This window comes from Mariniphaga sp. (genome assembly GCF_041687215.1).
Classification (GTDB): Bacteria; Bacteroidota; Bacteroidia; order Bacteroidales; family Prolixibacteraceae; genus Mariniphaga.
In genome coordinates this window covers 107,801-133,276 of sequence record NZ_JAWLCI010000004.1, presented here as the reverse complement: position 1 = coordinate 133,276, position 25,476 = coordinate 107,801, and the positions used below count along the sequence as shown (strand labels likewise).

The following is a 25,476-nucleotide window of genomic DNA, read 5'->3' as shown; positions in this document are numbered from 1 at the left end:
AATGGACAAACAAAAACCAACACTGGCAATTTATGGAAATCAGGATCGCGAAGAATACGAATATCCGTTTTATGTTCACGACCACAACCTTGCGTTCATGGAAAACGGTGAGGTAAAATGGTTTTTGCAGCAGGAACGCATTTCGAGGCGAAAACGCGACAATACTTTTCATATTCACTTAAAAGAAATTCTGAAAGAAAAGAAACTTTTGGCCGGCGATTACGATTTGGTATTTGTTGACAATGTGGTTGGACGAACTTTTCTCACACGCCGGGGAGATGCAAGGTTTGAAGCCCCTCTAAATTTGAACCTGGCAACCGGCCTTGAAAAAGGAAAATGCTGGTGGTTTGGGCAGGAAAAGGAGGCATACGTGCTGAATCACGAACTGGCCCATATTTTTTCCTGCCTTCCGTTTTTCGGAAATTTTAAAGAAAACAGTCTGCTGGTGCACTTCGACGGTGGTGCCAGTTTAAGCAATTTTTCGGCTGCCATTTTTAAAAATGGTAATTTTTCCTGGGTTGAATACCATTGGGAATTAAAACCTTTCAGCACTATTTACAATGCCAATGCACTGGTTTTTTCCATAATTGGTGCAAAGTTGCCAGAGCAAAACGCCGTTCCCGGAAAATTTATGGGATTTGCCGGCTGGGGAACTCCCCGGCAAGAACTGAAGGAATGGCTTTTTCAACAGAATTTTTTTCAGAATATCTGGGGAAAAACTTCACTGTTTTTTAAAGCTGCTAAAAAAGATTTTGGTGTTGAATTAAAATCCTTCAATCAGAAAAATCCTTTTATTCAGGATGTGGCCGCTTCGTTGCAGGAAATTTTTATTGAACAGATTTTGCAAAAATTGCAGGCGTTAAAAGACAAAACGGGAGTTGAAAATCTTTACTACACCGGGGGTTCGGCGCTGAATATTGTAGCAAACACACGAATTGTGGAGAGTGGACTTTTCAAACATGTTTTTATTCCACCCTGCACCGAAGATAGCGGACTTGCCTTAGGCGCTGCAGCTTTTGCCGAATGGAAAAAACACGGCTCGGTGAAAATTCACAGCACCTATCTGAACAATTGGGATATCGAATATTATTTTCCGGAGTACAATCAGGAAACAATTCACAAAGTTGCTGAAATGCTGGTTGCCGGAAAAATAATTGGCGTTTGCAACGGTTTTGGTGAAACCGGGCCGCGTGCATTGGGAAACCGGAGCATCCTGGCAATTGCAGATTCAAAAAATCTGGCCAAAAAAATCAGCATGAACAAAAAAGGTCGCGAGTGGTACCGTCCGCTGGCACCGGTTGCACTAAAGAAAAACACCAGGTATTTTACCGGGAAAACCGAAATTAACCCACTGTCGAAATTCATGTTGCTCGATTTTAAAATTCTTCAGGAAAAACAAAAAGAAATTACCGGCGCTCTGCATGCCGACGGAACAGCCCGCTTTCAAACACTTTTCAAACGCGAAGAAAATCCATTTCTATTCGATTTGCTTAAATACCTTGACCGGGTGCACAAAGTGAAAGCGCTAATCAACACTTCATTCAACCGAAAAGGCGAACCAATTGTACATACTGAGCATGATGCCATAGTTGCAGCAACTGAAATGGAATTGGATGCAGTGGTGGTAAATGGCAAAATTCAGTTTATTTAAACTTAAAACATTTCCGTACTTTTGTCAGCGATTTGTATTGATAAAGAAACAAATGGCAACCATTTTAAATATTGAGACCGCAACAGAAGTTTGTTCCGTTATTTTGGCCCGAAATGGCGAAATTTTAGCTGAAAAAGAGAGCAGTGACGGTTTGAATCACTCGCAATTGTTAACGGTTTTTATCGACGAAATTTTCAGGGAAAACAATTTTAATCCTGCACAACTCGATGCCGTTGCCGTGAGTAAAGGTCCCGGTTCATACACCGGTTTGCGCATTGGAGTTTCGGTAGCCAAAGGACTTTGCTATTCTCTTGGAATTCCCCTGATTGGTATCGGAACCCTTGATGCGTTGGGAAAACATGCTGCAGTTCACAGCAAAAAGTATGTGCCGGATTCAATCGATGCAGCTAATGTTCTTTTCTGTCCCATGATTGATGCCCGCCGCATGGAGGTTTACACTGCGCTCTTTGATACCAGGGGAGAAAATATTGAACTCGTTTCCGCAAAAATAATAGAAGAAAATTCATTCTCAGAATATTTAAACCAACATCCGGTATTGTTTTTCGGGAACGGAGCTGAAAAATGTAAATCGGCATTAACACATGCCAATGCGTTGTTTTTAGGGCCGGTAAAAGCTTCGGCACGGTTTATGATAAAATTAGCTGAGAAAAAATACAACAATAACGATTTTGAGGACGTTGCTTATTTTGAACCGTTTTATTTGAAAAACTTCATTGCAACGGTCGCAAAGAATAAAATTATTTAATGAAACAATTTGGAATCATACTTACATTTCTGCTGGTTTTCTCACTTTCATCAGAAGCCAGAAAAGAAAAGATTTTTTTCAACCTTAAATTTGGCTTTATTAAAGGTGGCGAGGCTGAACTGATTATTTCCGATACCATATTTAACAACAAAAAGGCATTGCATTATTATATGGTTGGCCGCACAACCGGTTTAACTGACAAACTTTTTGGCGTAAATGATATTTACGAAACTACAGTAGATGCAAATACCAGACTGCCGCTAAAATCAATTCGAAATATAAAAGAGGGAAAATACCGCTGGTACAACGAAACACTCTATTTTCACGATAACGATTCTATTTACAGTCAGAAATCAGGAGGGAAAAAAGTGCCTGAAAACCTGGTCGATATCATTTCAGTTTTCTTCTACTTTATTCATAATCATTTGCTTGATGAAATAAAACCTGGATATAGTGTTACCTTCCCAACTTTTCATGCCGATAATATTGATGATATAACTGTAAGATATGTAGGTGATGAAAAGGTTGAAACAAGCCTGGGAAAATTTGACTGCTATGTGCTGGTTCCTTCGGTTGACAAAGGAAAAGTGCTAAAACGTTCCGACGGATTGAAATTTTTCATTTCCAAAGAAACAAATCTTCCGGTTATGCTTGAGTTTGATATGCGAGTGGGAGCCTTGCGTGCCGAGCTTGAAAAGTACCAGATAAACGGAAAAGCACAGGCCGCGCGCTAAAACTTTATTTTTCTTCACCAAAATACCTTCGAATGTGTTCATTTTTAACCGATTTGTTTATTTTTGCAGCGGTTTAAAAAAAGTAAAAGAAAAATTCATGGCATCAACAGCAGATTTTAGAAATGGCATGTGCATCATGTTTAAAGACGATATTTATACCATCGTTCATTTTTTGCATGTAAAACCGGGTAAAGGGCCGGCTTTTGTTCGCACAAAACTGAAAAACGTAAAAACCGGCAGGGTGATTGAAAACACCTTCAATTCAGGAGTGAAAGTAGATGAGGTAAGGGTTGAAAGACGCCAGTACCAGTATTTGTATAAAGACGACATGGGGTTCAATTTTATGAATACGGAGACCTTTGAGCAGATTTCCATTCCGGAAACCATGATAGAAAACAACGACCTGATGAAAGAAGGTCAGATTGTGGAAATTCAGTTTCATGCAGAAACCGAAACGCCTTTAACTGCAGAAATGCCCTCCTTTGTTGAATTGCAGATTACTCAAACCATTGAGGGCGAAAAAGGAAACACAGCCAGCTCCACCGCACTAAAACCGGCAACCCTTGAAACCGGTGCCGAAATTATGGTGCCCATGTTTATTGGAGAAGGCGAAGTAATTAAAGTAGATACCCGCGACCGTTCCTACAGCGAACGGGTGAAATAATAAAATCGCAAATAATACACGAGAATCCGGTTTGAATGTTCAGGCCGGATTTTTTTTATTGCTTTTTCTTCGTATTTAATCAGGCACTTACCCAACCATAGTAAAATTAGCAGATGGTAATATCTGGTTGCATCAAAAACATAAAGTTGTCAATACTTTGGTATTGATAGCAGAAATTTACCTTTTGCTTATAGATTTTACCTTTTGGTAATTGATTGTGTATTACACCTTCTAAATTTGAATAACTAACACAGGTTAGATATACGAGTTGCCGGAACAAACAAATAATACGAGAAATATGAAATTTTTTTTGGAACAGTTTGCAGGTTTATTTTTTCTGTCATTTTTGCTTTTGATGTTAAATACATCAAATGCTCAATCATGGAGTTTTGTAGGTCCAAAAGCATTTTCAGCAGGAGAGGCTTTTAACCAATCTATTACAGTTATTGGAGAAACTCCTTATGTTGCTTATATGGATCGTGCGAACAATGATAAAGCAACTGTAAAGAAATTTGACGGTGAAAATTGGGTGCCTGTTGGAACCGAAGGCTTTACTGAAGGCAAGGTAATTAGCCTTAAACTAAGTGCGTCTGGCGATACTCCATACGTTGCTTTTTGCGATGAAGCCAATGGAAAAAAAGCGTCCGTAATGAAATTCGATGGGGCAGACTGGGTTTATGTTGGCCCGGCAGGTTTTACAGAGAATATAGCCGATGTAGTTAGTTTCGTTATATCCGGCGGCATACCATGGATTGCTTTTTCTGATGCAGTTTATAATAGCAAAATTACAGTTATGAAATATTCCGGAGGATGGACCACAGTTGGGGTTCCGGGTTTTTCTACCGGTTTTATGACCAATGTAATTGCGCTGGACGTTGAAAACGGAATACCTTATGTGGCTTACCGCGACTATGGTGCCAACTACAAAGTAAGTGCAATGAAATTCAATACAGCCAATTCTTCGTGGGAGCTTTTGGGAACTGAAGGTTTTTCCACCAGAACACACGATGCCTACCATTGTATTGCAATTCATAACGGCACACCGTATGTGGCTTCGTGGGGAGAGGATGCAAAAGCCGCGCTATACAAATTTGACGGAACAAATTGGTTGCCAGTGGGTTCTGGGGTGTTTTCAGCAGGTCAGGCCAATTATTTAACGGTTAAAATAGCAAATAACGGCACACCCTACGTTGTATTTTCAGATCACGGACACAGCAAAAAGGCTACTTTGATGAGGTTTACAGAATCGACCTGGGAGATGGTTGGAGAACCAGCATCACAGGGAGAAGCAACTTATACTGATTTTGCTTTTTCTGAAAGTGGAATCCCATATCTGGTTTTTCGTGATGGATATAGTATGAGGCGAACAACTGTTATGAAATATGACTTGACTTCCTCTGTTTCAGAAAAGAAGAAAGATGAAACCAATCTGAAAGTTTATCCCAATCCAGGAAATGGTGCTTTTACATTTGAGCTACCTGAAATGGTGGGAGAAAAAGGGAAACTTGAAGTAACCGACCTTTCCGGAAGGATAATTTTTAATAAGCATATTGTAATTGAAGGCAGAAATAAAGTAACCTTGCCTGTTAAAAAAAGTGGCATTTACAATATGTCCATAATAACAAAAGGATCAAAATTTACTGAGAGTCTGCTAATCAAGGAATAAACTCAACAGTAAAATTGCGGGGATTAAACTGGATTCCGGAAATGCTTTTAAGATTTAGCATTTTGGGTCATTGTAAGTTTTTTCTTCTAATCAATTGGTATAGCATCATTTGCAGGAAGATTGCGTTTTGAGTACAAATCAATGGCTACAATCATGGCCGTATATCCCCAAAACGGAACTGAGAGCTTGTCGGTGTCAAGGAAATTGTTGAGAAACCCATGTATATAATAGGTTACCAGGCCGATTATGGCAGCAAGAACAATTCCCTTCAGCCGGCTGTCTTTCAATCTTGTCCAGGTGTGAATTCCAGTATATAAAACCGTTATCATTAAAATCAAAAAAGTAACCAACCCCAAAACACCTGATTCTGAAAGCGGACCCAAATATTCGCTGTGGGCGTTGCCACCGTCGCCTGCATTGGTGCTGATGATGGTTCGATCTTTTTTAAGCTGATATTTGGCGTACTGAAACATGTAGGTGCCCGGTCCGTAACCAAAAACCGGACGTTCTTCAAACATACGCAGCGCACAACTCCAGCGGTTTAGCCGCTCAAGGTTCGAAGCATCGGTAGAAATATTGGTCATGGATGAAAAATGCTCTGTGAGATTGGAAGACGATTCGTCAGAATTTCGTTCCAAAAACATTACAATTTGAGCCTGAAACGAAAAAATAAGCGCAAGAACAATCACCGCTGTTATAAATATGGGTTGGAACCTGATTTTCAGTTTAATAATTGTCCAAACCACCAATGCAACCATCATACTCAGCCACGCTGCCCGGCTGTAAGAAAGCACAAATGCGATGAATAATATTCCGGAAACAATCCATGCAACAGTTTTTATTTTTTGGGAATATTGCCGGCTAAGGGCGAAAAAAACTGTAAATGGCAAATACATGGCTAGCGCTGCTCCGTATGAAGTATGGTCGTTGTAAAAAGGCACAACCACGTAATGGGCTGCCTGTTTGTTCAGTAAACCATAACCCCAGTGCCTGGAAATAGCATAAAAAATGACCACAAGAAAACCTGCTAAATAGAGCCAAATATATTGTTCCATTGTTTTCCCGTCGGAAAATATTTTGGCCGTTAAAAAAAAGAAAGCCACCAAAAACCAGATGCGGGCCAGTAAAAATTTAAACGAAACCATCGGCATGGAACTTGTCAGACTGGTTATTAATATCCAGAACAGATTCAGGTAAATGGCCAGTGAAATCGGGTGAAGCAGTATTTTCCGGTCAAATGTTCGTTCATGAATAATTTTCAGAAAAAAGAGAACCATGATGCCAACCAAAATCGGTTCGGTGGGTAAAAACATATCAAAACTGAAGCCGGGCATTATTCTGCTTAATTCCACCGAAAGCGGAGCAAAAAAAACGGCAAACCAAATCAGTTTGTCAAACGAAAAAATTACCAAAAGAACTACCCCTAATAAAACAGGCAGCAAATTTGCAATCATCATATCTTTTTTTACCACAAACCAGGCATTCAGCAATATAAATCCTATTGAAACCAGGTAAAAAAGGGTAATTTTTATGGTGTTGTTTTGAATCACCTGTTAATCATTTTTCCGGTAATCGAGCACAAGAAAAACAAGTAAAGCAAGAAACACAGCAGAAATAGTGGAAAAAGCTACAATAATCCAGCGGACTGGATATGATTTTTTATCGGACGGAAAAGGATACTCCACCATATGAGCGTAGGTTATATCTTTTTCGAATTCACTCATATAAATATCACGTGTATTTGAAAGTGAGTCAATAGCATTCACTAAGTTTTCAAATTTTGATTCAAGTATTCGCGTTTGAGAACCATTTTCAGCCAGGTTATTATACAAATCCTGAATTTTTTTTGCATCTGAACCAGACGCCCGGCCACTTGCCAAAGCATTCATATAGCCTTCTGTTACTTTTTCTACCTGGCTCTTAAAATCAAGAATTCCATACTCTTTACGCACAAAATCCAGCTCGGCCACCAACGTGTCCAGCTCTGCTTGCTTTTTTACCAGGTTTTTCCGCGTAATTTCAACCATTTCCCAGTCTTTGGCTTTGTGCATGTTACGCACCTTTTTGTTGTAAAACCGGATGATGGAATCGCACATATTACTGGCCCGGTGTGGATTGTGGTCCATTACAGAAATTTCAACCGTTTCGAATTTGGTTTTACCGGCCTTTACATTTTTATTGTAAATATCGAGCATGTAAGTCATGTAATGCGGGTTGTCACGGTCAATTTTATACACCTGGTCCAGGTCAAATGCATCAAACATTCTGAGTTTTATATCTCTTGAATTAAGAATCTCCAGCATTTGTTCTGTTTCCGACTCTTCGCTTAAAACCCAGATGTTGGTGGGGTAGATACGTGCAGTTGATTTAAATTTTGGCTGAATAAATTTCGGCCCTGAAAAAATTGCCGAAAGCAATACAGCAATTGCCCCAACAATAATAAAATGAAATTTGCGTCTCCAAACCAGTTGGAGCATTCGTTGATTGTCAAAAAAATTATTCATAAATGTGGTTTCAATTTGATCGCAAATATGCAACGAAGCGGATTGATTTTTAGTATTGTTTTTTCTGAAAATGGTATAAAATTAACCAGCAATAATCAGGGAATAATTCTTTTTTCCTTTTTGTGCCAGAATGTATTTTCCTCCGATTAAAAATCCGGAATCAATTTGAAGGGTTTCATTCGAAATCTTTTCCTGGTTGATGCTCAGTCCGTTGCCTTTAATTGTTCTGCGCAATTCACCTTTCGACGGGAAAACTTCGGTTTTTTCAGCCAGCAAATCCACTACGTTAATTCCTTTTTCCAGTTCGGCTTTTGAAATGTGGAATTGCGGAACGCCTTCAAATACCGAAAGGAAGGTTTTTTCATTTAGTTTGCGCAACTGTTCGGCAGTGCCTTTTCCAAAAAGAATTTGCGAGGCTTCCACCGCCATTTCGTAATCTTCTTTCGAATGGACCATGATGGTAACTTCCTCAGCCAGCCTTTTCTGAAGCAAACGTGCATGAGGTGCGATTTTGTGTTCGGAAACCAGCGCATCGATTTCTTCTTTTGGAAGCGCTGTGAAAATTTTTATGTACCGTTCGGCATCCTCGTCCGATGCATTCAACCAGAACTGGTAAAACTGGTAGGGTGTGGTGCGATCCGGGTCGAGCCACACGTTTCCCTGTTCGGTTTTGCCAAACTTGGTACCGTCGGCTTTTGTAATCAGCGGCACGGTAAGGGCAAAAGCTTCGCCGCTTGCTTTTCGGCGAATGAGTTCGGTGCCCGTTGTAATGTTCCCCCACTGATCGGAACCGCCCATCTGCAATTTACAATTCATGTTCTGGTAGAGCCACAAAAAGTCGTAGCCCTGCACCAACTGATAGGTAAACTCGGTGAACGACATGCCTTCTTTAGATTCTGCACTGATTCGTTTTTTCACCGAATCTTTGGCCATCATGTAGTTTACGGTAATATGTTTGCCAATATCGCGAATAAATTCGAGGAATGAAATTTCTTTCATCCAGTCGTAGTTGTTTACCAGCACGGCGGCGTTGGGCGCTTCGGTTTCAAAATCGAGAAATTTGGCCAGTTGTTTTTTAATACATTCCTGGTTGTGCCGAAGTGTGGGTTCGTCGAGCAGGTTGCGCTCTTCCGATTTTCCCGATGGGTCGCCAATCATTCCGGTGGCGCCGCCAATTAAAGCGATGGGTTTGTGCCCTGCCAGTTGGAAATGTTTCAGTACCATAACACCAACCAGGTGACCAATATGCAATGAGTCGGCTGTAGGGTCAATTCCCAGGTAAGCCGAAGTAAGTTCCTTTTCCAGTTGTTCATCTGTTCCGGGCATTACATCGTGTAACATTCCCCGCCATTTAAGTTCTTCTACAAAGTTCATTTTAAGCCGTTTTTAGTGTCTGCAAAACGCCAGACCAAAATGTGGCGCAAAGATAAAAAATGCTGTTAGTAAATGGGAAATTAAATTTTATAAAGCGATGTTTTAACACCCGGATAATTCAAAAATTGGTATTCTCGTTGCTAATTCAAAGCCAGAATGCTTTATCCTTTTAATTGCTGACCTTCAACACATCTTTAATTTGTTCAAAAACATTTTCATCTTTGTCCTTCGTGTTTTCCTCTTCGTCCCAAATTTTTATAAACGGGAAAATGGAAGGGGCCAGTTTTCGAACAGGTTCATAAAGGCGCGATTCAGTTTTAGCTTCCTGCGAAATAATTTCCACATCTTTGTCAATTTTATCGAAAACCAGCAAAATTATACTCAACACCAGCGCCGATCTTAAAATGCCAAATACCAGGCCAGCCATTTTATTCATCACACCAAGCATGGCCACTTCAATCAATTTGTTAACCGAACTGCCCACAATGTGCACCAGAATAACAATAACAATAAAGGTTACAATAAATGAAATGATGTTAAGGTATTCGGTTTCCAGGTTGAAATTTTTGGTCAGAAAATCAGAGGTGATATACGAAAATTCAATAGCGCCCCAAATGCCGAGAATTAAAGCCGCCAGTGATGCGAGTTCCGAAATTAAACCTTTTCGGAATCCGTTAATTGCTGCAAAAAGCAGAAGCAAACCCAGAATAATGTCAATGTAGTTCATTTTCAATTTTGTTTTGGATGAGGTAAAAGTAGGAATTATTTCAGAAAAATGAAGTTTGAACCATTCCGGTTTATTACTTTTGGGCAAAGTTTGAAATTAAAGTATGAAGTTTGATATTAACCAGAAAATATTTGCTGACTTCGAGGCATTTAAATCAACCCTCAAACAGTGGAAAAATAATAGTGAAAAGATTGTTTTCACCAACGGTTGTTTTGATATAATTCATCACGGGCATGTAGATTCGCTCATGAAATCGTCGGAGTATGGGACCCGCCTGATTGTGGGTTTGAATTCGGATGAATCGGTGCGGAAATTAAAAGGGCAGGGGCGCCCGGTATTAAACGTGGAAGCCCGCGCCAATATGCTGGCTGCTTTTGTGTTTGTTGATGCTGTAATTATTTTCCGGGAAGAGACTCCGGCCAAACTCATTTCCCAAATACTCCCGGACGTTTTGTTGAAGGGGAAAGAATATGAACTGCACGAAATAGCCGGACACGAAACAGTTCTGGAAAATGGCGGAATTGTTGAAACCCTTGATCTGGTTTCAGGAATATCAACATCAGAACTAATTGACAGAATAAAAAACCTGGAGTAATGGCCCAGACAAAAACGGTTTTCATTTGCCAGAATTGCGGTGCGCAATCGCCTAAATGGATGGGGAAATGCCTATCGTGCGGTGGATGGAATACGTTTGTTGAGGAAATTGTTGAGAAAAAAAAGCCAGGGCCAGCCGTTGCTGCAAATCTCGCAACCAACCAGCCGCTTACACTTGAGAATATTACCACCGAAAAAATGGAACGCATTCAAGTGGGCATTACTGAGTTTGACCGGGTGCTTGGAGGAGGAATTGTTCCTGGTTCCATTGTTTTGCTGGGCGGCGAACCAGGCATCGGAAAATCGACACTGGTTTTGCAAATGGCGCTGGGTATGAAGGATAAAAAAATTCTGTACGTTTCTGGCGAAGAAAGCTTGCAGCAGATAAAACTTCGGGCCGGAAGATTGGGGATGAACGGCAGCAACTGCCTGTTTTTAAGCGAAACTTCGCTGGAAAATGTACTTGCACAAACCAGCCAGGTGAATCCGCATTTGCTGATAATCGATTCCATTCAAACCCTTTCCACCGAAACCATTGAATCTTCGCCGGGCTCAGTTACCCAGGTACGGGAATGTACTTCGGCCATTCTGAAGTTTGCCAAACAAAACCACGTTGCCGTTATTTTAATTGGTCACATCAACAAAGAGGGCAGCCTTGCCGGGCCAAAAGTTTTGGAACATATTGTTGATTCGGTTCTTCAGTTTGAAGGCGATACCAACTACCTCTACCGCATTTTGCGCGCCAGTAAAAACCGTTTTGGTTCCACCAACGAACTGGGCATTTTTGAAATGCGTGGCGACGGACTGCGCGAAATTCTGAACCCTTCGGAACAACTTATTTCTAAAGTAAGCGACGATGTAAGCGGAACTGCGGTGGCAGCTACCATTGAAGGAATACGGCCATTTCTGATTGAAATCCAGGCGCTTGTGAGTTCGGCAGCTTACGGAACTCCGCAACGTTCTTCCACAGGTTTCGACCTGCGCCGCCTGAACATGTTGCTTGCGGTTTTGGAGAAACGTGCCGGTTTCAAACTGCTTACCAAAGATGTTTTCCTGAATATTGCCGGTGGCTTGCGCATTAACGATCCGGCAACCGATTTGGCCGTAATCTGTTCCATCCTTTCTTCGAATATTGATATAGCCATCGATCATAAAGTTTGTTTTGCCGGCGAAGTGGGCCTTACCGGCGAAATTCGTGGAGTAAACCGTATTGAACAGCGCATTGCTGAAGCGGCCAAACTGGGATTCAAAAAAATATTCATTCCCAAACTGAACAAAGGTTTCGACAGCTCGAAATTCTCTATTGAACTGGAAAAAGTTTCCCGCGTAGAGGAAGTATTCAGAAAAATTTTCGGATAAAATGATGTCATTTGAGAAGTTAATTCAAGAACGCCAAAGTGTGCGCCGATATCAAAACAAACCGGTTGAACGCGAAAAGATTGAAAAACTCATTAAAGCCGTTCATCTGGCGCCTTCGGCCTGCAATTCTCAGCCCTGGAAATTGGTTATTGTAGATGATCCGGAAATTAAAAACGAGGTAGCCAAAGCCACTTTCAACAAAGCAATTTCGTTTAACAGGTTTGCAACAGAAGCACCGGTTATCGCGATATTGGTGATTGAAAAAGCCAAACCAATTGCCCAAATTGGCGGATTCATCAAAAACCAGGAATACCCGCAATACGACATTGGGATTGCTGCTGCTCATTTTTGTTTTCAGGCCGAAGAGCTGGGACTGGGAACCTGCATGATTGGCTGGTTCGATGAAAAGAAAATCCAGCAGTTGCTAAATATTCCGAAAAAACGAAAAATAGGGTTGCTTATAACACTGGGTTATCCGCCAGAAGATTACAAATTGCGCAAAAAAATCCGCAAACCTCTTGATGAAATTTGCGGATTTAATTCATACTGAGCTATTTATTTATGCCAGAAACTGTTTCAGGTAGTTTCTGCTGGTCAGAATAGCAGCTTCAACGTCTTTTGACGAACCTTCATAAGCCTTATCTTCCACCTCAATACAAACCGGTCCGCGGTATTTTACCGAAGTGAGTGCCGAGAAAAAACCACGCCAGTCCACGTCACCCAAGCCGGGGATTTTGGGCGAATGGTAATCCAGCGGATACGCCATAATGCCCACCTCGTTCAGTTTTTCAGGATAAACTTTTACATCTTTCGCATGAACATGGAAAAGTTTGTCTTTAAAATCGTAAATGGGTTTTACTTCGTCCATTTGCATCCAAACCAGGTGCGACGGGTCGTAATTCAGTCCGAAAGCTTCGCTGGGAATGATTTCGAATAGTCGCCGCCAGATTGCCGGTGTGGTAGCCAGGTTTTTCCCACCGGGCCATTCGTCGCGGGTAAAAAGCATGGGGCAGTTTTCAATACCTATTTTTACGTTGTTTTCTTCGGCCACCTTAACAATTCCCGGCCAAACATCTGCAAATTTTTTCAGGTTATCTTCCACACTTTTCACCGGGTCGCGGCCAATGAAAGTGTTCACCACACCAATTCCAAGTCTGGATGCCGTGCGGATAACCTTTTTGATGTGTTCGATGTACACTTCGGCTTGCTTTTCATCTGGGTCGAGTGGGTTCGGATAATATCCCAGCCCTGAAATATAGACGTTGTTTAATGCCAGCGTATTTTGAATCCGGGCTACATCATCTTCACCGGTCTCATCTACATTAATGTGGGTAACCCCGGCATACCGGCGTTCGGCTTTTCCCACCGGCCAGCACATAATTTCCACACACTTAAAGTGGTTTTTTGAGGCAAATTCAATCACCTCATCAAAACTTTTTTCGGCCAGAATGGCGCTTACAAATCCTAAATCTAACATGGTCCTGTAGTTTTAAAATCGTAAATTTTTCAAATATTCTGCACTCGACTGCAAACAACCTATCCCGTCGGGTTCATTGTCGCGTTCCACAAAATAGTGTTTAATACTTTGTTTTTTGGCTTCTTTGAAAATGGGGCCAAAATCGATGATTCCGCGGCCCGGGCAAATAAAATCACCGTCGGGTGCCATATCTTTTACATGAAGAATTGGAATTCTACCTGCATATTTTTTCAGCATTTCCAACGGGTCGCTGCCGCCTTTTTTCACCCAGTAAATGTCCATTTCGCAGTTTACAAACTTCGGGTCGGTGTTTTCCATCAAATAATCGAAAGGCATTCCTTTTTCCATTTCACGGAATTCATTGTCGTGGTTGTGCCACAAAAATTTCAATCCGTGATTTTTAGCCAGCGCTCCCACTTCATTCAACCGTTCAACCGACTTTTTGCAATCTTCGAGGTCAAAAGGAACTTCGCCGTACCAGGGCCAGTAATCGATCACGTATTTTTGTCCAAATGATTTTATCTTGTCGAAGCTATTCTTAAGTTCTTCATTGGTCGAACGAAAACTGACACTCCCGGCAATGGGTTTTATGCCGATTTCTTTACAAAAACTTACAAATTCCTGAGGTGAAGCGGCAAAATTTGTTCCCCCTTCCAGTTCAGAAAAACCGAACTCTACTGCTTTTATCAGCGTGCCTTTCCAGTCGGCTTTCATGGCTTCACCGGCAATTCCTGAAATGAAACCGAATTTTTTGAGTTTACTTTTTCCTTCGGCACTCATGGCCAGTAAAGGATTTGTAAAAATCATTCCGGCAGTTGCTGCCAAACTTGTTTTAATAAAAGTTCTTCTGTTGTTCATGATTTTAATTTTAATTTGGCTTTTTAATTACACTTCCGGCAATTTCCGGGGTTTCCGGTATTCCGGCGTAATATATGCATTGGCCTTTTCGCAGTTTGTAAATCTATTGTTGGCGTCGTCCCATTCCAAAACGGTTTCTCCCACACGGGCGGCAATATTTGCAATATGCACATGAACTGCAGCAGCTCTTCCAATCTCGGGTGGGCATGCCGGTGTTTCTCTTGTTTTAATACATTCCAGAAAATTATCCACATGCTCCCGGTGCGATTCTTTTCCCTGGTCGTAATGAACTTCTTCCGTTTTTGGCGCATTTTTTTGCCCGTCCCATTCCGGATAAAGGTGGTACTTGCTGCGGTCGGCAACCAGCATACCTTTTTCACCGATAAACTGAATTCCATAGGCTGAATCAAATGGTCCCTGCTGAATGCCGGCGGTTAAATCGTAGTTGATTACGAAATCATTTTTCGGGTAAATTACATTCATGGTATCGAAGGTTTCGCGGGCAATAACTTGTTTCGAAAGATTATTGGCATAAGTAACCACTTTTTCAGGTCCTTTTACCACATCTTTTGCCCACAGGCCCATATCGATAAGGTGCACACCCCAGTCAGACATTAGTCCTCCGCCGTAATCCCAGAAATGGCGCCAACTTCCGTGAAAACGAGCCTGATTAAAAGGACGCTCGGGAGCCGGGCCAAGCCACATGTTATAATCAACGCCTTCAGGAACTGGTGAATCTTCAACCAGCGTGGTGCCCAGCCCGTAGTTAAAATTGGCCCAAATGTTTACTTTCCTCAGCGTGCCGATTTCACCCGATTTAATCAAGTCCATCGAATCGATAAACACCTTGCCGTTGCGTTGCTGCTGGCCCACCTGAACAATGCGGTTATATCGTTTGGCTGCTTTCACCATTATATTACATTCGCCAATGGTGTTGGCCATAGGTTTTTCCACATAAACATCCTTTCCGGCACTGCATGCATCAACCATTATCAGACAATGCCAGTGGTCGGGTGTACCAATAATTACCGAGTCAATGTCTTGACGTTCCAACACCTTGCGGTAATCACTCAAAAGTTCGGGCGATTGGTTGTACTTGTTTTTTACTGTTTCTGCCTTTTCGCTGAGCACGTTCTGGTCCACATCGCAAAGCGCCACGCAGTTTACCATCCCAGTGTCGAGATGATGCTGGAGAATTCCGAATCCCATGTTGCGGCAACCAATCAACGCAACATTCACTTTATCGGAGGGTGCGAAATTAGCCGACCAAACTTTTGACGGGATAACTGTTGCAGCACCAATCGCAGTTGCTGCCAGGGCTGAATTTTTAATAAACTTTCTTCTTGATGAATTCATATTAATATGGTTTAGATTTTTTAATCTTTATGATGATTATTCAGGAATAAAAACCCAAACTCCTGAATCCGGAAATTTATCCAAAAAATTATATTGAGCGCCATACGCCTCAATTTCATTGTCATGTATTTCGAGTCCAACCAAAAAGAAACTTCCCTGTTTTCCCAAATGAAAAGGAGAGTAACCTTCTTTTTTCATGCGTTGTAAATATTTTTCAGCATTTTCAGCATTTTCAAAACTACCTCCTATCACGTAAAATTTTGTGGTATCCGGCTCAATGTAATCCGCATAATTCGTTATTAATTCTTCTGTTTTTAAAGTATCAGGTTGTGCCATTACAACAGAGTCGCGGGCAGTTGTGTCAGCAATCTGAACTGGTTGTTTTTCTTTTACAACAGGTCTGATTTTAACTTCCACAGGTTTTTGTGGTTCTTCCTTTTCTTTTTGCAAAAAGTAAATTCCGACGGCAATAATGGGAATCAGCAACAACAAAAACCACATCCAACCCCGGTTCTTTTTTTTGGATGATTTTTCGGATTGCGTTTCTGACGGTTTGTATGAAGCCAAAGGTTCAGGTTCCTTTTTCGCTTCAGGTTTGTCCGTTTCACTTTTATGCAAAACCTCCTCATCTTCAGAAATTCCGACAGGCGCAATGTCTTCAGGTTTTTCATCATGAACTTCCTCCGGTCCTTCTTTAGATGAGATACTGTCAAGCCCAAAAGCATCCGGCAACAAGTTAACTCCTTCTGCTGGTTCAAACTGAATTTCGCGATTTTCATTATAAAACAAAATGCCGGTATTTTCGAGAATTATCTTTTCTCCCTTGTCGAGTTTGTAAAGAATTTCATCTCGTTCTTCCTCTGTTTTCCGCAGTGCTTCCTGAACCGGAATTTGTTCGCTCTGAGCAACAAAACCCGCCAGCAGGCCATCGTTGTTTTTAATTTTTGAAGTGAAGCTGATTTTTTTTGAAGGAGGTTTTATTTCTCCTGTTACTTCATCAATTTGTGCCGGTTTGTATTCTGAAATAAACGCACCAAAACCTGGAATTATAACGGTTTCGTGTTCGGGTAAAAGTTGCTTGATGTATTTGCCTAAATTCATGTAGATTGTTTTATAAGTGTAAAATTAAGAAAACATCTGTTGGGGCAAAGATTAAGTTTTGGGAAAAATTGATTTTACTAAAAAATTCCAATCCTAACCTGCTCATAAATTTTTAATTTTACCGTGAAAATTGAAAAAATGAACAAAAAAATATTGGTTACAGGCGGAACAGGTTACATTGGTTCGCACACAGTTGTTGAATTGCAGGAGTCAGGTTATGAGGTTGTTGTAGTTGATAACCTGTCCAACTCAAGTATGGATGTTCTGGACAACATTGAAAAAATTGCCGGCAAAAAACCGGAGTTTGAAAATTTTGATTTGGCAGATCAGGAAAAAACCGATGTATTTTTTCAACGGAATACCGGAATTGAAGCCATTATTCATTTTGCCGCCTCGAAAGCAGTGGGCGAATCGGTGGAAAAACCACTGCTTTATTACCGGAACAACCTGGTTTCGATGATGAATTTGCTGGAATGTCAGATAAAATATGGCGTTCAACACATGGTTTTTTCAAGTTCGTGCACGGTTTACGGCCAGCCAGAAAAGTTGCCGGTAACTGAAGATACTCCGCGGAAAGACGCCGAATCGCCTTACGGAAATACCAAACGGGTGAATGAAGATATTTTGCGGGATGCAATTATTGCAAACCCTCAATTACGCGGAATTGCATTGCGGTATTTCAATCCCATTGGCGCCCATCCCTCGGCGCTGATTGGCGAACTGCCGCTGGGTGTACCTCAAAACCTGGTGCCATTTATTACCCAAACTGCTGCCGGAATTCGCGAAGAGCTGAAGGTTTTTGGCGATGATTACAATACTCCCGACGGTTCGGCAATTCGCGACTATATTAACGTGGTGGATTTGGCCAAAGCGCATGTGGTGGCCATTGAACGTCTTCTTCAGAAAAAAAACAAACAAAATTACGAAGTTTTCAACCTGGGAACCGGCAACGGAGTTTCTGTTTTGGAAATGGTGAAAGGTTTTGAAAAAGCTACCGGTGTTAAACTGAACTACAAAATTGTTGATCGTCGTGCCGGTGATATCGAAAAAATTTGGGCTGACACCACTTTTGCCAATGAAGAGTTGGGCTGGAAAGCTGAAAAAGACCTTGATGAAACGCTGCGATCAGCATGGGAGTGGGAAAAGCGGGTGCGGGGGATAGAGTAAATAGTTTTCAGTCTCAGTCTCAGTCTCAGTCTCAGTCTCAGTTTTCAGTTTTTCGTCAAATACTTGAAGGTTTTTTGGGAAAAGAAAAGCGATTTATTTTGAATTGCCTATTTTTGGTTCAAACTAAAAATACATTTCAGAATGAAAAAAATCCTAATCACCGGCGGTGCCGGATTTATTGGCTCGCATGTTGTTCGTTTATTTGCAAACAAATATCCTGAATATAAAATTGTTAACCTCGATAAGCTTACCTACGCCGGAAACCTGGCCAATTTAAAAGACATTGAAAACAAGCCGAATTACGAATTTGTAAAAGGCGATATTGTTGATGGCGATTTTATTCTGAAACTGTTCGAAGAAAGGCAGTTCGATGGTGTGATTCACCTGGCAGCAGAGTCACACGTTGACCGCTCCATTTCGAATCCGACTGAATTTGTTTATACCAACGTGATTGGCACCGTGAACCTGCTGAATGCCGCCCGGCACATCTGGAAAAATCCGGAAGAAAATCGGTTTTACCACATTTCCACCGACGAGGTTTACGGTTCGCTTGGCGAGGAGGGTATGTTTACCGAAGAGACACGTTACGATCCGCACAGTCCGTATTCGGCATCCAAAGCCAGCTCCGACCATTTTGTGCGAGCCTATTACGATACTTTCGGAGTGCCGGTAGTTATTTCCAACTGTTCCAACAATTACGGCTCGTTCCAGTTTCCCGAAAAATTGATTCCGCTTTTTATCCATAACATCAAAAACAAAAAACCACTGCCGGTTTACGGCAAAGGCGAAAACGTGCGCGACTGGCTGTGGGTTGTCGATCATGCTCGTGCCATCGATGTTATTTTCCATCAGGGGAAATTGGGCGAAACTTACAACATTGGCGGTTTTAACGAGTGGAAAAACATTGATCTCATCCGTACCATGTGCCGTGTGATGGACAAAAAACTGGGCCGAAAGGAAGGTGAATCGGAAAAGCTCATCACGTATGTGAAAGACCGCGCCGGCCACGATTTGCGTTACGCCATTGATGCCACCAAACTAAAAAATGAACTGGGCTGGGAGCCTTCGCTGCAGTTTGAGGAAGGCATTGAAAAAACCATCGACTGGTACCTGGAAAACAAAGAGTGGCTGAATAATGTAACTTCGGGTGATTATCAGAAATATTATGAGGAACAGTACATCAGGAGGTAGAATCCAATTCATGTTTTATGTATTATAAAACATGAATTATATTTTATGAGTTGCGTTTTCCGTTAAACCGGATTTTGACACAAAATTAATCCATTCCCAGTTCCTTTGCGGGGTCCCAGAAATGTTTTTTGAAGTTTACGATTTGGTCATTTTTTACTTTTATACCTTCATTTTCCAGCAATTCTTTCATGGCGTTGGGTGTGTCGAAGTGATGTTTTCCGGTGAGCAGTCCGTTGCGGTTTACCACACGGTGGGCAGGCACAAACTCGGGGTGACTGTGCGAGGCATTCATGGCCCAGCCTACCATGCGCGCCGAACCGGCAGTGCCCAAATATATGGCAATGGCGCCATAAGAAGTTACCCGGCCCGGTGGAATAAGTTTCACTACTTCGTAAACTTTGCTGAAGAAATCGCTCATCAATTAGATTTTTAGACTTTTTGATATGAGTATTGAGACTCACAATATTTCGTTGTCTTTGAACTCAATACTAAATACTTTGTACTCACTACTAAATTTCCTTCGCACTCCTTCCAAAACTCCGGTATTCGTCTTTTTCAAATTCTATTTCCGGTTCCTGCCAGTCCTTGTCATTCAGCCGAAAAGCCAGGTATTTAATAGGAATTCCGCGGCTCAGCCACTGTTTTTCGTAAAATGTTTTTATGCTGAGGGTATTATTTAGAATGTCCGATTCGTAAAGATTATCGGTTTCTGCCAGTATTTCAAATTTATTTAAATGAACCAGTGCGCTGGAATATGAATACTGGAAATTGCTGTCGGTTTTCAGGTGAATAATACCGTCTTTTTTCAGAAACTGTTTGTATTTTTTTAGAAAAATTGTGGAAGTGAGCCGCTTGCGTGTTTTTTTCATTTGCGGGTCGGGAAACGTAAGCCAGATTTCATCCACTTCATCCGGGCCGAAAAACTGACCAATAATTTCGATGTTGGTGCGCAAAAAACCTACGTTTTTTAATCCCTTTTCCTGAGCAACTTTGGCTCCTTTCCAAAGCCGGGCACCTTTAATATCAACCCCTATAAAGTTTTTAAAAGGATATTTTTCAGCCAGTTCAACCGAGTATTCACCTTTTCCGCAGCCTAGTTCAAGAATAATGGGATTGTCATTCCCAAAAAATTTCTCCCTCCATTTTCCCTTTAGTGGAAAATCATTATTTTTTATGGTATTAAAAGGCGCCTGAACCACGTGTTCAAATGCCTTCATCTCTTCAAATTTAGCCAGCTTATTTTTTCCCACAGCATCTAAATTTTTTCAACCCTGATTCCAAAATCATGAATTCCGGTTAAAATATCTTCACGCATGCCGTGCTGAATTGAAATGGTGTATTCTCCCGAAACCGGGAAAAAAACATCACGGCGGTAAACAGTTTCAAGTGATTTTAATCCCCCAAAACCTTTTCCAATCCACCGGCCTGATGGATCGGCCAAAACTATTTCAAAGGTGTCGCGCAACACTTCGCCTCCGGGTTGCTCAATTTTAACAAACAGCCATAAATTGCTGTATTTATAATTCGTTTCATTTCGAATTTGGATAAGCATGTTGTGGTTTTCACGCGTATTGCTGACCGGAATTTTGAAAACAACCAGCGAATCTTTATGCCATTCAGAATCAGAAATCTCGTGGTATTGGTCAAAAACCCGAGTTGAATCGCACGATGTAAACCCAGCCAGAATAACACTAAAAAGGGAAAACAGAATGATTACTTTTTTCATCGCTTTCTGGGTTTTCTGTTGCGGTTTTGGTTTGGATTCCGGTTGGGTGGACGTCGTTTTTTCTTTCGTTGCTTTCCTTTGGGTTGGTTAAAACGATTTATGTCTTCTTGTCCTACCATATTCAGGAATGTATCTTCAGCTTTTTGAGCAACTTCCATATTTTCAGAAACCAGTTTTTCGGGTTTTTGTCCGGCGCGGTTCATCTTCTGTACTTTTTTTACCGTTCCAACGGGCAGTGCAACAAGTGCCGACGGAGCATCACCCCTTTTGGAATACCAGTAAACACCTTTAAAAATATCTGCTTTTAAAAACTGATATGTTCCAAATTCGGTTTCAAGCGGAATATGGTTGGGCGGAAAATCTTTTTGTGCATCAATGTATGAATCTATTTCAAAGTTTAGGCAGCACTTCAGTTTTCCGCATTGTCCGGCAAGTTTTTGGGGATTAAGTGAGATTTCCTGGTATCGTGCGGCGTTTGTAGTTACCGAAACAAAATTGCAAATCCAGGTAGAGCAGCAAAGTTCGCGTCCGCAGGGACCAATTCCTCCAATACGGGCGGCTTCCTGTCTGGCGCCTATTTGTTTCATTTCCACCCGAATGCGAAAAGTGTCAGCCAAAACTCTTATTAGCTGCCGAAAATCGACCCTGCCATCAGCGATATAATAAAAGATGGCTTTGGTGCGGTCGCCCTGGTATTCCACGTCACCAATTTTCATGTCGAGGTTTAGATCGGAAGCAATTTTTCGCGACTGAATCATGGTCTCATATTCCAGCGAAATGGCCTCCTTCCATTTTTCAATGTCCATTGGTCGGGCGTGACGGTAAATTTTCCTGAACTCGCCATTAATAGTAGTTGCCTTGTATTTTTTAAGTTGAAGGGAAACCAGTTCTCCCGTTAGTGAAACAATTCCAATATCGTGTCCCGGGCTGGCCTCAACAGCCACTAAATCACCAGTTTGCAGTTTAAGCTGATTTACATTCAGGAAAAAATCTTTTCGGGTATTTTTGAAACGCACTTCAACAATATCGTAATTATCATCAATTTCCGAAATATCCTTCATCCAATCGGTAGCATGCAATTTGTCGCAACTGCAATACGTACACGAACAAACTCCCCTTTCTATTGTGTCCACATTCTCCATAAACTGGTTTCAATATGATGCGAAAATTTGAAATTACATTAAATTTTTCGCAAAGCAATGCACAAAAATAATGATAAATAGCAATTTGGTGTTGAAACAGGAATTAAAATGATGTTTTATCGTTTTATAAGCCTCACCATCCTAAGTGCAGTGTCCAGAAAAATAATCCGCGGATTTCCGTTCATCGAAATATGTTTTATTCCCAGTTCGAACTCCCTGGCAAACGGTATAATATTCCGCTCGTTAATAAATGGGGCAAATTTATTACCCCACTCTTTTTCCTCTTCTTTCAAATAAATCAGGTTTGAACGGTTCATGTTCATCATAAAATATTCGCGAATTAGCCGCAGCGCAAAAGAGAAAAAAGCTTTTTGGCGATCACGTCCCAGGGCGGCCATCTCTTCTGCCCACTGGGTGAGTTCGTAAACTTCGCGCATGTAGGCAAATCGCATCATTTCCTGGAATTTGACAAAAAAGTAGGCAGTGCTTTCATCCGGGTTGAGGTACTCCATGGCCGTTATGTAATTTCCGTTGGAAAGCCGCACCACATCTTCAATTTGCTCCGCAGAAAACGTGTTATTAGTTTGCAAAGCCTTGCGCAAGGAATCTTTATCGATAAACGGAACTTTTATTAATTGCGTTCGCGAACGGATGGTGGTAATTACTGCTTCTTCGTCTTCCGTTATAAGCAAAAACAGCGTTTTGCTGGGTGGTTCTTCAATCAGTTTCAGCAGTTTGTTTGAGCAGGCCTGATGCATTTTTTCGGGCAGCCAGATGATCATCACTTTGTATTCGGATTCAAACGATTTCAGGTTCAGCTTACGCATAATAGAGTCGCTTTCCCGCTCGTAAATTAAACCCTGTGCATTTTCATTTTCAATAAATCCAAGCCACTGACTCAGTGTGAAATAAGGAGTATTGTGAATCATCTCCCGCCATTTTGGGAGGAAATCATCGGAAACAGGTTTTTTAATGGTTTTGGTTGGAAAGACCGGAAAAACAAAATGCAAATCGGGGTGTGCCAGTTTTTGGTATTTGCGGCACGATGGACACTCGCCACAGGAATCGTTTTCGCTACGGTTTCGGCACGAAACAAATTGTGCAAAAGCCAGCGCAAGTGCCAGTTTCCCCGTTCCTTCGGGCCCGGTAAACATGAGTGCGTGGCTTATCCGCTCCTCTTTAACCGAATGGATGAGCCGTTCTTTTATCTTTTGCTGGCCTATTACATCTTTGAAAAACATAGGCCCAAAAATAATGCTTTTGGAATGGATTCGGGTATGGATTGCTTCCATTTGTGAAACATTTTTTAATTTGAGGGTTTGATGCCGGCAATGGCATTTTCAGCCAGATTAATTTTTTATCTTTGGTTAAAATTTCAAGAACTCATTAAAAACGAATAAAATGCAAACAATTCACAACTACGATTTTTCAGGAAAAAAGGCGCTTATCCGCGTGGATTTTAACGTGCCGTTAAACGAAAATTTTGAAATTACCGACGATACCCGAATCCAGGCTGCACTTCCAACCATCAAAAAAGTTTTGGAAGAAGGTGGTTCGCCAGTTATAATGTCGCACTTTGGCCGACCAAAAAACGGACCGGAGGACAAGTTTTCCATGCGCCACCTGGTTAGTCATCTAAGTAAATTGCTGGGCGTTGAAGTAAAACTGGCGCCTGACTGTGTTGGTGAAGAAGTGAAAAAAATGGCTGCTGCCCTGAAACCAGGAGAAGTTCTAATGCTCGAAAACCTTCGCTTCCATAAAGGTGAAGAAAAAGGTGATGAAGAATTTGCAAAACAATTGGCCCAAAACGGTGACTGCTGGATTAACGATGCTTTCGGAACAGCACACCGTGCGCATGCTTCAACTGCTGTAATCGCCAAATTTTTCCCCAACGATAAAATGTTTGGCTACCTGATTGAAAGCGAAGTGAAAAGCCTCGACAAAGTGGTGAAAAACCCGAAACGCCCGTTTACTGCTATCATGGGGGGAGCCAAGGTTTCTTCCAAAATTACCATCATCGAGAACCTGCTGAGTTCAGTTGACAACTTGATTTTGGGTGGCGGAATGACTTACACTTTTGTGAAAGCCAATGGTGGCGAAGTAGGTGGTTCTATTTGCGAACCCGATTTTTTGGACACTGCCCGCAACATTGAAAAACTGGCTAAAGAAAAGGGTGTGAACCTGATTATGGCAACTGATGTGGTGGCCGCCGACGATTTTAGCGAAAATGCAAATACCAAAATTTTACCGGCCAACGAAATTCCCGAGGGATGGCAGGGCTTGGATGCCGGCCCGGAAAGCATTGCAAAATTTAAGAAAGTGATTGAAAATTCGGCTACCATTTTGTGGAACGGCCCGGTGGGTGTGTTCGAAATGGATAAGTTTGCCGAAGGTTCAAAAGCCGTTGGCGAAGCCATTGTAAAAGCTACTGAAAAAGGCGCTTTCTCGCTGGTTGGCGGAGGCGACTCCGTTGCCTGTGTGAATAAATTCAATTTGACCGATGGCATGTCATACATTTCAACAGCCGGCGGTGCCCTCCTCGAGTACCTCGAAGGAAGAGAACTGCCGGGAGTGGCAGCGGTTAGAGGAGAATAAATTTTCAATAGTGAAAAAAAATACGACCCGGGGTGAAAAACTTCGGGTTTTTTTTATGTTGTGAAATCTTCTAACTTTAACTCAAAATTGAAACGAAAAATGACCAAAAAATCAGCCTTGGTTGAAAAACAATTCTCCCAATTCAACTGTGCCCAAACGGTTTTTAGTTTGTTTGCCAAAGATTTGGGACTGGATGAAAAGACAGCCCTCAAAATTTCCAGTGGATTTGGCGGCGGTATGAACTGCGCTGAAACCTGCGGTGCAGTTACCGGTTCATATATGGTAATTGGCATGAAACACGGGCATTTTACCTCTGATCCGAAGGCTAAAACAAAAACAAAGTTATTGATGAAGCAATTCAATGAAAAATTCAAAGCAGCACATAAATCCCTGATTTGCAAGGAACTTACCGGATACGATATTTCAACTCCTGAAGGTGCAGCGGCTGCAAATGCAGAACGAATACATGACACGAGATGCACCAAATTTATTAAAACAGCATGCGATATTTTGGAGGAAGGGTTTTAAATTTTTTCTTACAGGGATTCAGGATTGTGGGAAAAAAGACCAGGGAAATTTTAAAATAATATTTATGAAATGCAATGTAGGAACAATTGACAGGTTATTGAGAGTTATATTTGGTTTGATAATTGCCATTATTGGTGTTGTGTTCGACAGTTGGTGGGGCCTTTTGGGAATTCCGCTGATAGCAACAGGTTTATTCAGGTTCTGTTTGCTTTACATACCGTTTAATTTTTCTACGGCAAAAAAAGAAGATCAGTAACATTTTATCAGAGTCTCAATAAACGGTTTGAATAAACGTT

The 25,476-nt window shown here is 41.5% G+C and carries 26 protein-coding genes; 13 read left to right on the top strand and 13 right to left on the bottom strand.

Annotated features, from left to right (window positions below):
* The first annotated feature begins 1 nt into the window (after window position 1).
* From ACESMA_RS03380 to ACESMA_RS03360, 5 genes are all read left to right on the top strand, one after another.
* Window positions 2-1,651 carry a carbamoyltransferase C-terminal domain-containing protein gene (locus ACESMA_RS03380; protein ID WP_372947355.1) on the top strand — a complete coding sequence of 550 codons (1,650 nt, stop codon included), beginning with the start codon at window positions 2-4 and terminating at the stop codon, window positions 1,649-1,651.
* 52 nt (window positions 1,652-1,703) lie between these two features.
* Window positions 1,704-2,417: a tRNA (adenosine(37)-N6)-threonylcarbamoyltransferase complex dimerization subunit type 1 TsaB gene (tsaB, locus tag ACESMA_RS03375; RefSeq protein ID WP_372947354.1), complete on the top strand. Its 714-nt coding sequence runs from the start codon at window positions 1,704-1,706 to the stop codon at window positions 2,415-2,417.
* Entirely contained in the window at window positions 2,417-3,151 is a 735-nt protein-coding gene (locus ACESMA_RS03370; protein WP_372947353.1) for a DUF3108 domain-containing protein, read from the top strand. The genes tsaB and ACESMA_RS03370 overlap by 1 nt, the downstream gene beginning before the upstream one ends.
* Before the next feature lie 97 nt (window positions 3,152-3,248).
* Window positions 3,249-3,815 carry an elongation factor P gene (gene efp / locus ACESMA_RS03365; RefSeq protein WP_372947352.1) on the top strand — a complete coding sequence of 189 codons (567 nt, stop codon included), beginning with the start codon at window positions 3,249-3,251 and terminating at the stop codon, window positions 3,813-3,815.
* 298 nt (window positions 3,816-4,113) lie between these two features.
* Window positions 4,114-5,481: a T9SS type A sorting domain-containing protein gene (locus tag ACESMA_RS03360; protein ID WP_372947351.1), complete on the top strand. Its 1,368-nt coding sequence runs from the start codon at window positions 4,114-4,116 to the stop codon at window positions 5,479-5,481.
* 86 nt (window positions 5,482-5,567) lie between these two features.
* Here the strand turns inward: ACESMA_RS03360 and ACESMA_RS03355 are convergent, their stop codons facing one another.
* From ACESMA_RS03355 to ACESMA_RS03340, 4 genes are all read right to left on the bottom strand, one after another.
* Window positions 5,568-7,031: an O-antigen ligase family protein gene (locus ACESMA_RS03355; RefSeq protein ID WP_372947350.1), complete on the bottom strand. Its 1,464-nt coding sequence runs from the start codon at window positions 7,029-7,031 to the stop codon at window positions 5,568-5,570.
* A gap of 3 nt (window positions 7,032-7,034) precedes the next feature.
* The gene (locus tag ACESMA_RS03350; RefSeq protein ID WP_372947349.1) at window positions 7,035-7,985 is read right to left on the bottom strand and encodes a Wzz/FepE/Etk N-terminal domain-containing protein; all 951 of its coding nucleotides are present in this window, start codon (window positions 7,983-7,985) and stop codon (window positions 7,035-7,037) included.
* A gap of 81 nt (window positions 7,986-8,066) precedes the next feature.
* The gene (tyrS, locus tag ACESMA_RS03345; RefSeq protein ID WP_372947348.1) at window positions 8,067-9,359 is read right to left on the bottom strand and encodes a tyrosine--tRNA ligase; all 1,293 of its coding nucleotides are present in this window, start codon (window positions 9,357-9,359) and stop codon (window positions 8,067-8,069) included.
* A gap of 169 nt (window positions 9,360-9,528) precedes the next feature.
* On the bottom strand, window positions 9,529-10,086 hold the full coding sequence (locus tag ACESMA_RS03340) for a CvpA family protein (RefSeq protein WP_372947347.1): 558 nt from the start codon (window positions 10,084-10,086) through the stop codon (window positions 9,529-9,531).
* Window positions 10,087-10,189: 103 nt separating this feature from the next.
* Here ACESMA_RS03340 and ACESMA_RS03335 point away from each other — a divergent pair, with 103 nt between their 5' ends.
* From ACESMA_RS03335 to ACESMA_RS03325, 3 genes are read left to right on the top strand one after another with little or no spacing between them, the layout of a single operon-like run.
* Complete coding sequence (locus tag ACESMA_RS03335) at window positions 10,190-10,681, top strand: adenylyltransferase/cytidyltransferase family protein (protein ID WP_372947346.1); 492 nt, start codon at window positions 10,190-10,192, stop codon at window positions 10,679-10,681.
* Window positions 10,681-12,039, top strand: a complete 1,359-nt coding sequence (gene radA / locus ACESMA_RS03330; RefSeq protein ID WP_372947345.1) for a DNA repair protein RadA — start codon at window positions 10,681-10,683, stop codon at window positions 12,037-12,039. Before ACESMA_RS03335 ends, radA begins: the two co-directional genes overlap by 1 nt.
* Before the next feature lies 1 nt (window position 12,040).
* Window positions 12,041-12,589 carry a nitroreductase family protein gene (locus ACESMA_RS03325; protein WP_372947344.1) on the top strand — a complete coding sequence of 183 codons (549 nt, stop codon included), beginning with the start codon at window positions 12,041-12,043 and terminating at the stop codon, window positions 12,587-12,589.
* Window positions 12,590-12,598: 9 nt separating this feature from the next.
* Here the strand turns inward: ACESMA_RS03325 and ACESMA_RS03320 are convergent, their stop codons facing one another.
* Genes ACESMA_RS03320 through ACESMA_RS03305 form a run of 4 tightly spaced genes read right to left on the bottom strand, consistent with a single transcriptional unit; the run spans window position 12,599 to window position 16,831 of the window.
* Window positions 12,599-13,516: a sugar phosphate isomerase/epimerase family protein gene (locus ACESMA_RS03320; RefSeq protein WP_372947343.1), complete on the bottom strand. Its 918-nt coding sequence runs from the start codon at window positions 13,514-13,516 to the stop codon at window positions 12,599-12,601.
* Between the two features lie 12 nt (window positions 13,517-13,528).
* Window positions 13,529-14,374: a sugar phosphate isomerase/epimerase family protein gene (locus tag ACESMA_RS03315; protein WP_372947342.1), complete on the bottom strand. Its 846-nt coding sequence runs from the start codon at window positions 14,372-14,374 to the stop codon at window positions 13,529-13,531.
* A gap of 27 nt (window positions 14,375-14,401) precedes the next feature.
* Window positions 14,402-15,730, bottom strand: coding sequence for a Gfo/Idh/MocA family protein (locus ACESMA_RS03310; RefSeq protein WP_372947341.1), 1,329 nt, complete (start codon window positions 15,728-15,730; stop codon window positions 14,402-14,404).
* 36 nt (window positions 15,731-15,766) lie between these two features.
* Window positions 15,767-16,831 carry a hypothetical protein gene (locus ACESMA_RS03305; protein ID WP_372947340.1) on the bottom strand — a complete coding sequence of 355 codons (1,065 nt, stop codon included), beginning with the start codon at window positions 16,829-16,831 and terminating at the stop codon, window positions 15,767-15,769.
* 138 nt (window positions 16,832-16,969) lie between these two features.
* Between ACESMA_RS03305 and galE the strand changes: the two genes are divergently transcribed.
* Entirely contained in the window at window positions 16,970-17,998 is a 1,029-nt protein-coding gene (gene galE, locus ACESMA_RS03300; RefSeq protein WP_372947339.1) for a UDP-glucose 4-epimerase GalE, read from the top strand.
* A gap of 141 nt (window positions 17,999-18,139) precedes the next feature.
* Window positions 18,140-19,189, top strand: a complete 1,050-nt coding sequence (gene rfbB, locus ACESMA_RS03295) for a dTDP-glucose 4,6-dehydratase (protein WP_372947338.1) — start codon at window positions 18,140-18,142, stop codon at window positions 19,187-19,189.
* Window positions 19,190-19,274: 85 nt separating this feature from the next.
* On the opposite strand, the gene ACESMA_RS03290 is transcribed toward rfbB, so the two are convergent.
* The 5 genes from ACESMA_RS03290 to ACESMA_RS03270 all read right to left on the bottom strand — a co-directional run bounded on the left by ACESMA_RS03290 (window position 19,275) and on the right by ACESMA_RS03270 (window position 23,349).
* Window positions 19,275-19,607 carry an MGMT family protein gene (locus ACESMA_RS03290; protein ID WP_372947337.1) on the bottom strand — a complete coding sequence of 111 codons (333 nt, stop codon included), beginning with the start codon at window positions 19,605-19,607 and terminating at the stop codon, window positions 19,275-19,277.
* A gap of 91 nt (window positions 19,608-19,698) precedes the next feature.
* Window positions 19,699-20,439 carry a tRNA (guanosine(46)-N7)-methyltransferase TrmB gene (gene trmB / locus ACESMA_RS03285; RefSeq protein WP_372947336.1) on the bottom strand — a complete coding sequence of 247 codons (741 nt, stop codon included), beginning with the start codon at window positions 20,437-20,439 and terminating at the stop codon, window positions 19,699-19,701.
* A 5-nt stretch (window positions 20,440-20,444) separates the two neighbouring features.
* Complete coding sequence (locus ACESMA_RS03280) at window positions 20,445-20,915, bottom strand: gliding motility lipoprotein GldH (RefSeq protein ID WP_372947335.1); 471 nt, start codon at window positions 20,913-20,915, stop codon at window positions 20,445-20,447.
* Window positions 20,912-22,057 (bottom strand): stage 0 sporulation family protein, encoded by a 1,146-nt coding sequence (locus tag ACESMA_RS03275; RefSeq protein ID WP_372947334.1) that lies wholly within the window; start codon window positions 22,055-22,057, stop codon window positions 20,912-20,914. The genes ACESMA_RS03280 and ACESMA_RS03275 overlap by 4 nt, the downstream gene beginning before the upstream one ends.
* Window positions 22,058-22,173: 116 nt before the next feature.
* A complete protein-coding gene (locus ACESMA_RS03270; protein WP_372947333.1) occupies window positions 22,174-23,349 on the bottom strand; it encodes an ATP-binding protein in 1,176 nt (391 codons plus the stop codon).
* 109 nt (window positions 23,350-23,458) lie between these two features.
* Between ACESMA_RS03270 and ACESMA_RS03265 the strand changes: the two genes are divergently transcribed.
* The 3 genes from ACESMA_RS03265 to ACESMA_RS03255 all read left to right on the top strand — a co-directional run bounded on the left by ACESMA_RS03265 (window position 23,459) and on the right by ACESMA_RS03255 (window position 25,436).
* The gene (locus ACESMA_RS03265; RefSeq protein ID WP_372947332.1) at window positions 23,459-24,652 is read left to right on the top strand and encodes a phosphoglycerate kinase; all 1,194 of its coding nucleotides are present in this window, start codon (window positions 23,459-23,461) and stop codon (window positions 24,650-24,652) included.
* A 99-nt stretch (window positions 24,653-24,751) separates the two neighbouring features.
* Window positions 24,752-25,180, top strand: coding sequence for a C-GCAxxG-C-C family protein (locus ACESMA_RS03260; RefSeq protein WP_372947331.1), 429 nt, complete (start codon window positions 24,752-24,754; stop codon window positions 25,178-25,180).
* A 64-nt stretch (window positions 25,181-25,244) separates the two neighbouring features.
* Window positions 25,245-25,436 (top strand): DUF2892 domain-containing protein, encoded by a 192-nt coding sequence (locus ACESMA_RS03255; RefSeq protein ID WP_372947330.1) that lies wholly within the window; start codon window positions 25,245-25,247, stop codon window positions 25,434-25,436.
* The last annotated feature ends 40 nt before the right edge of the window (window positions 25,437-25,476 follow it).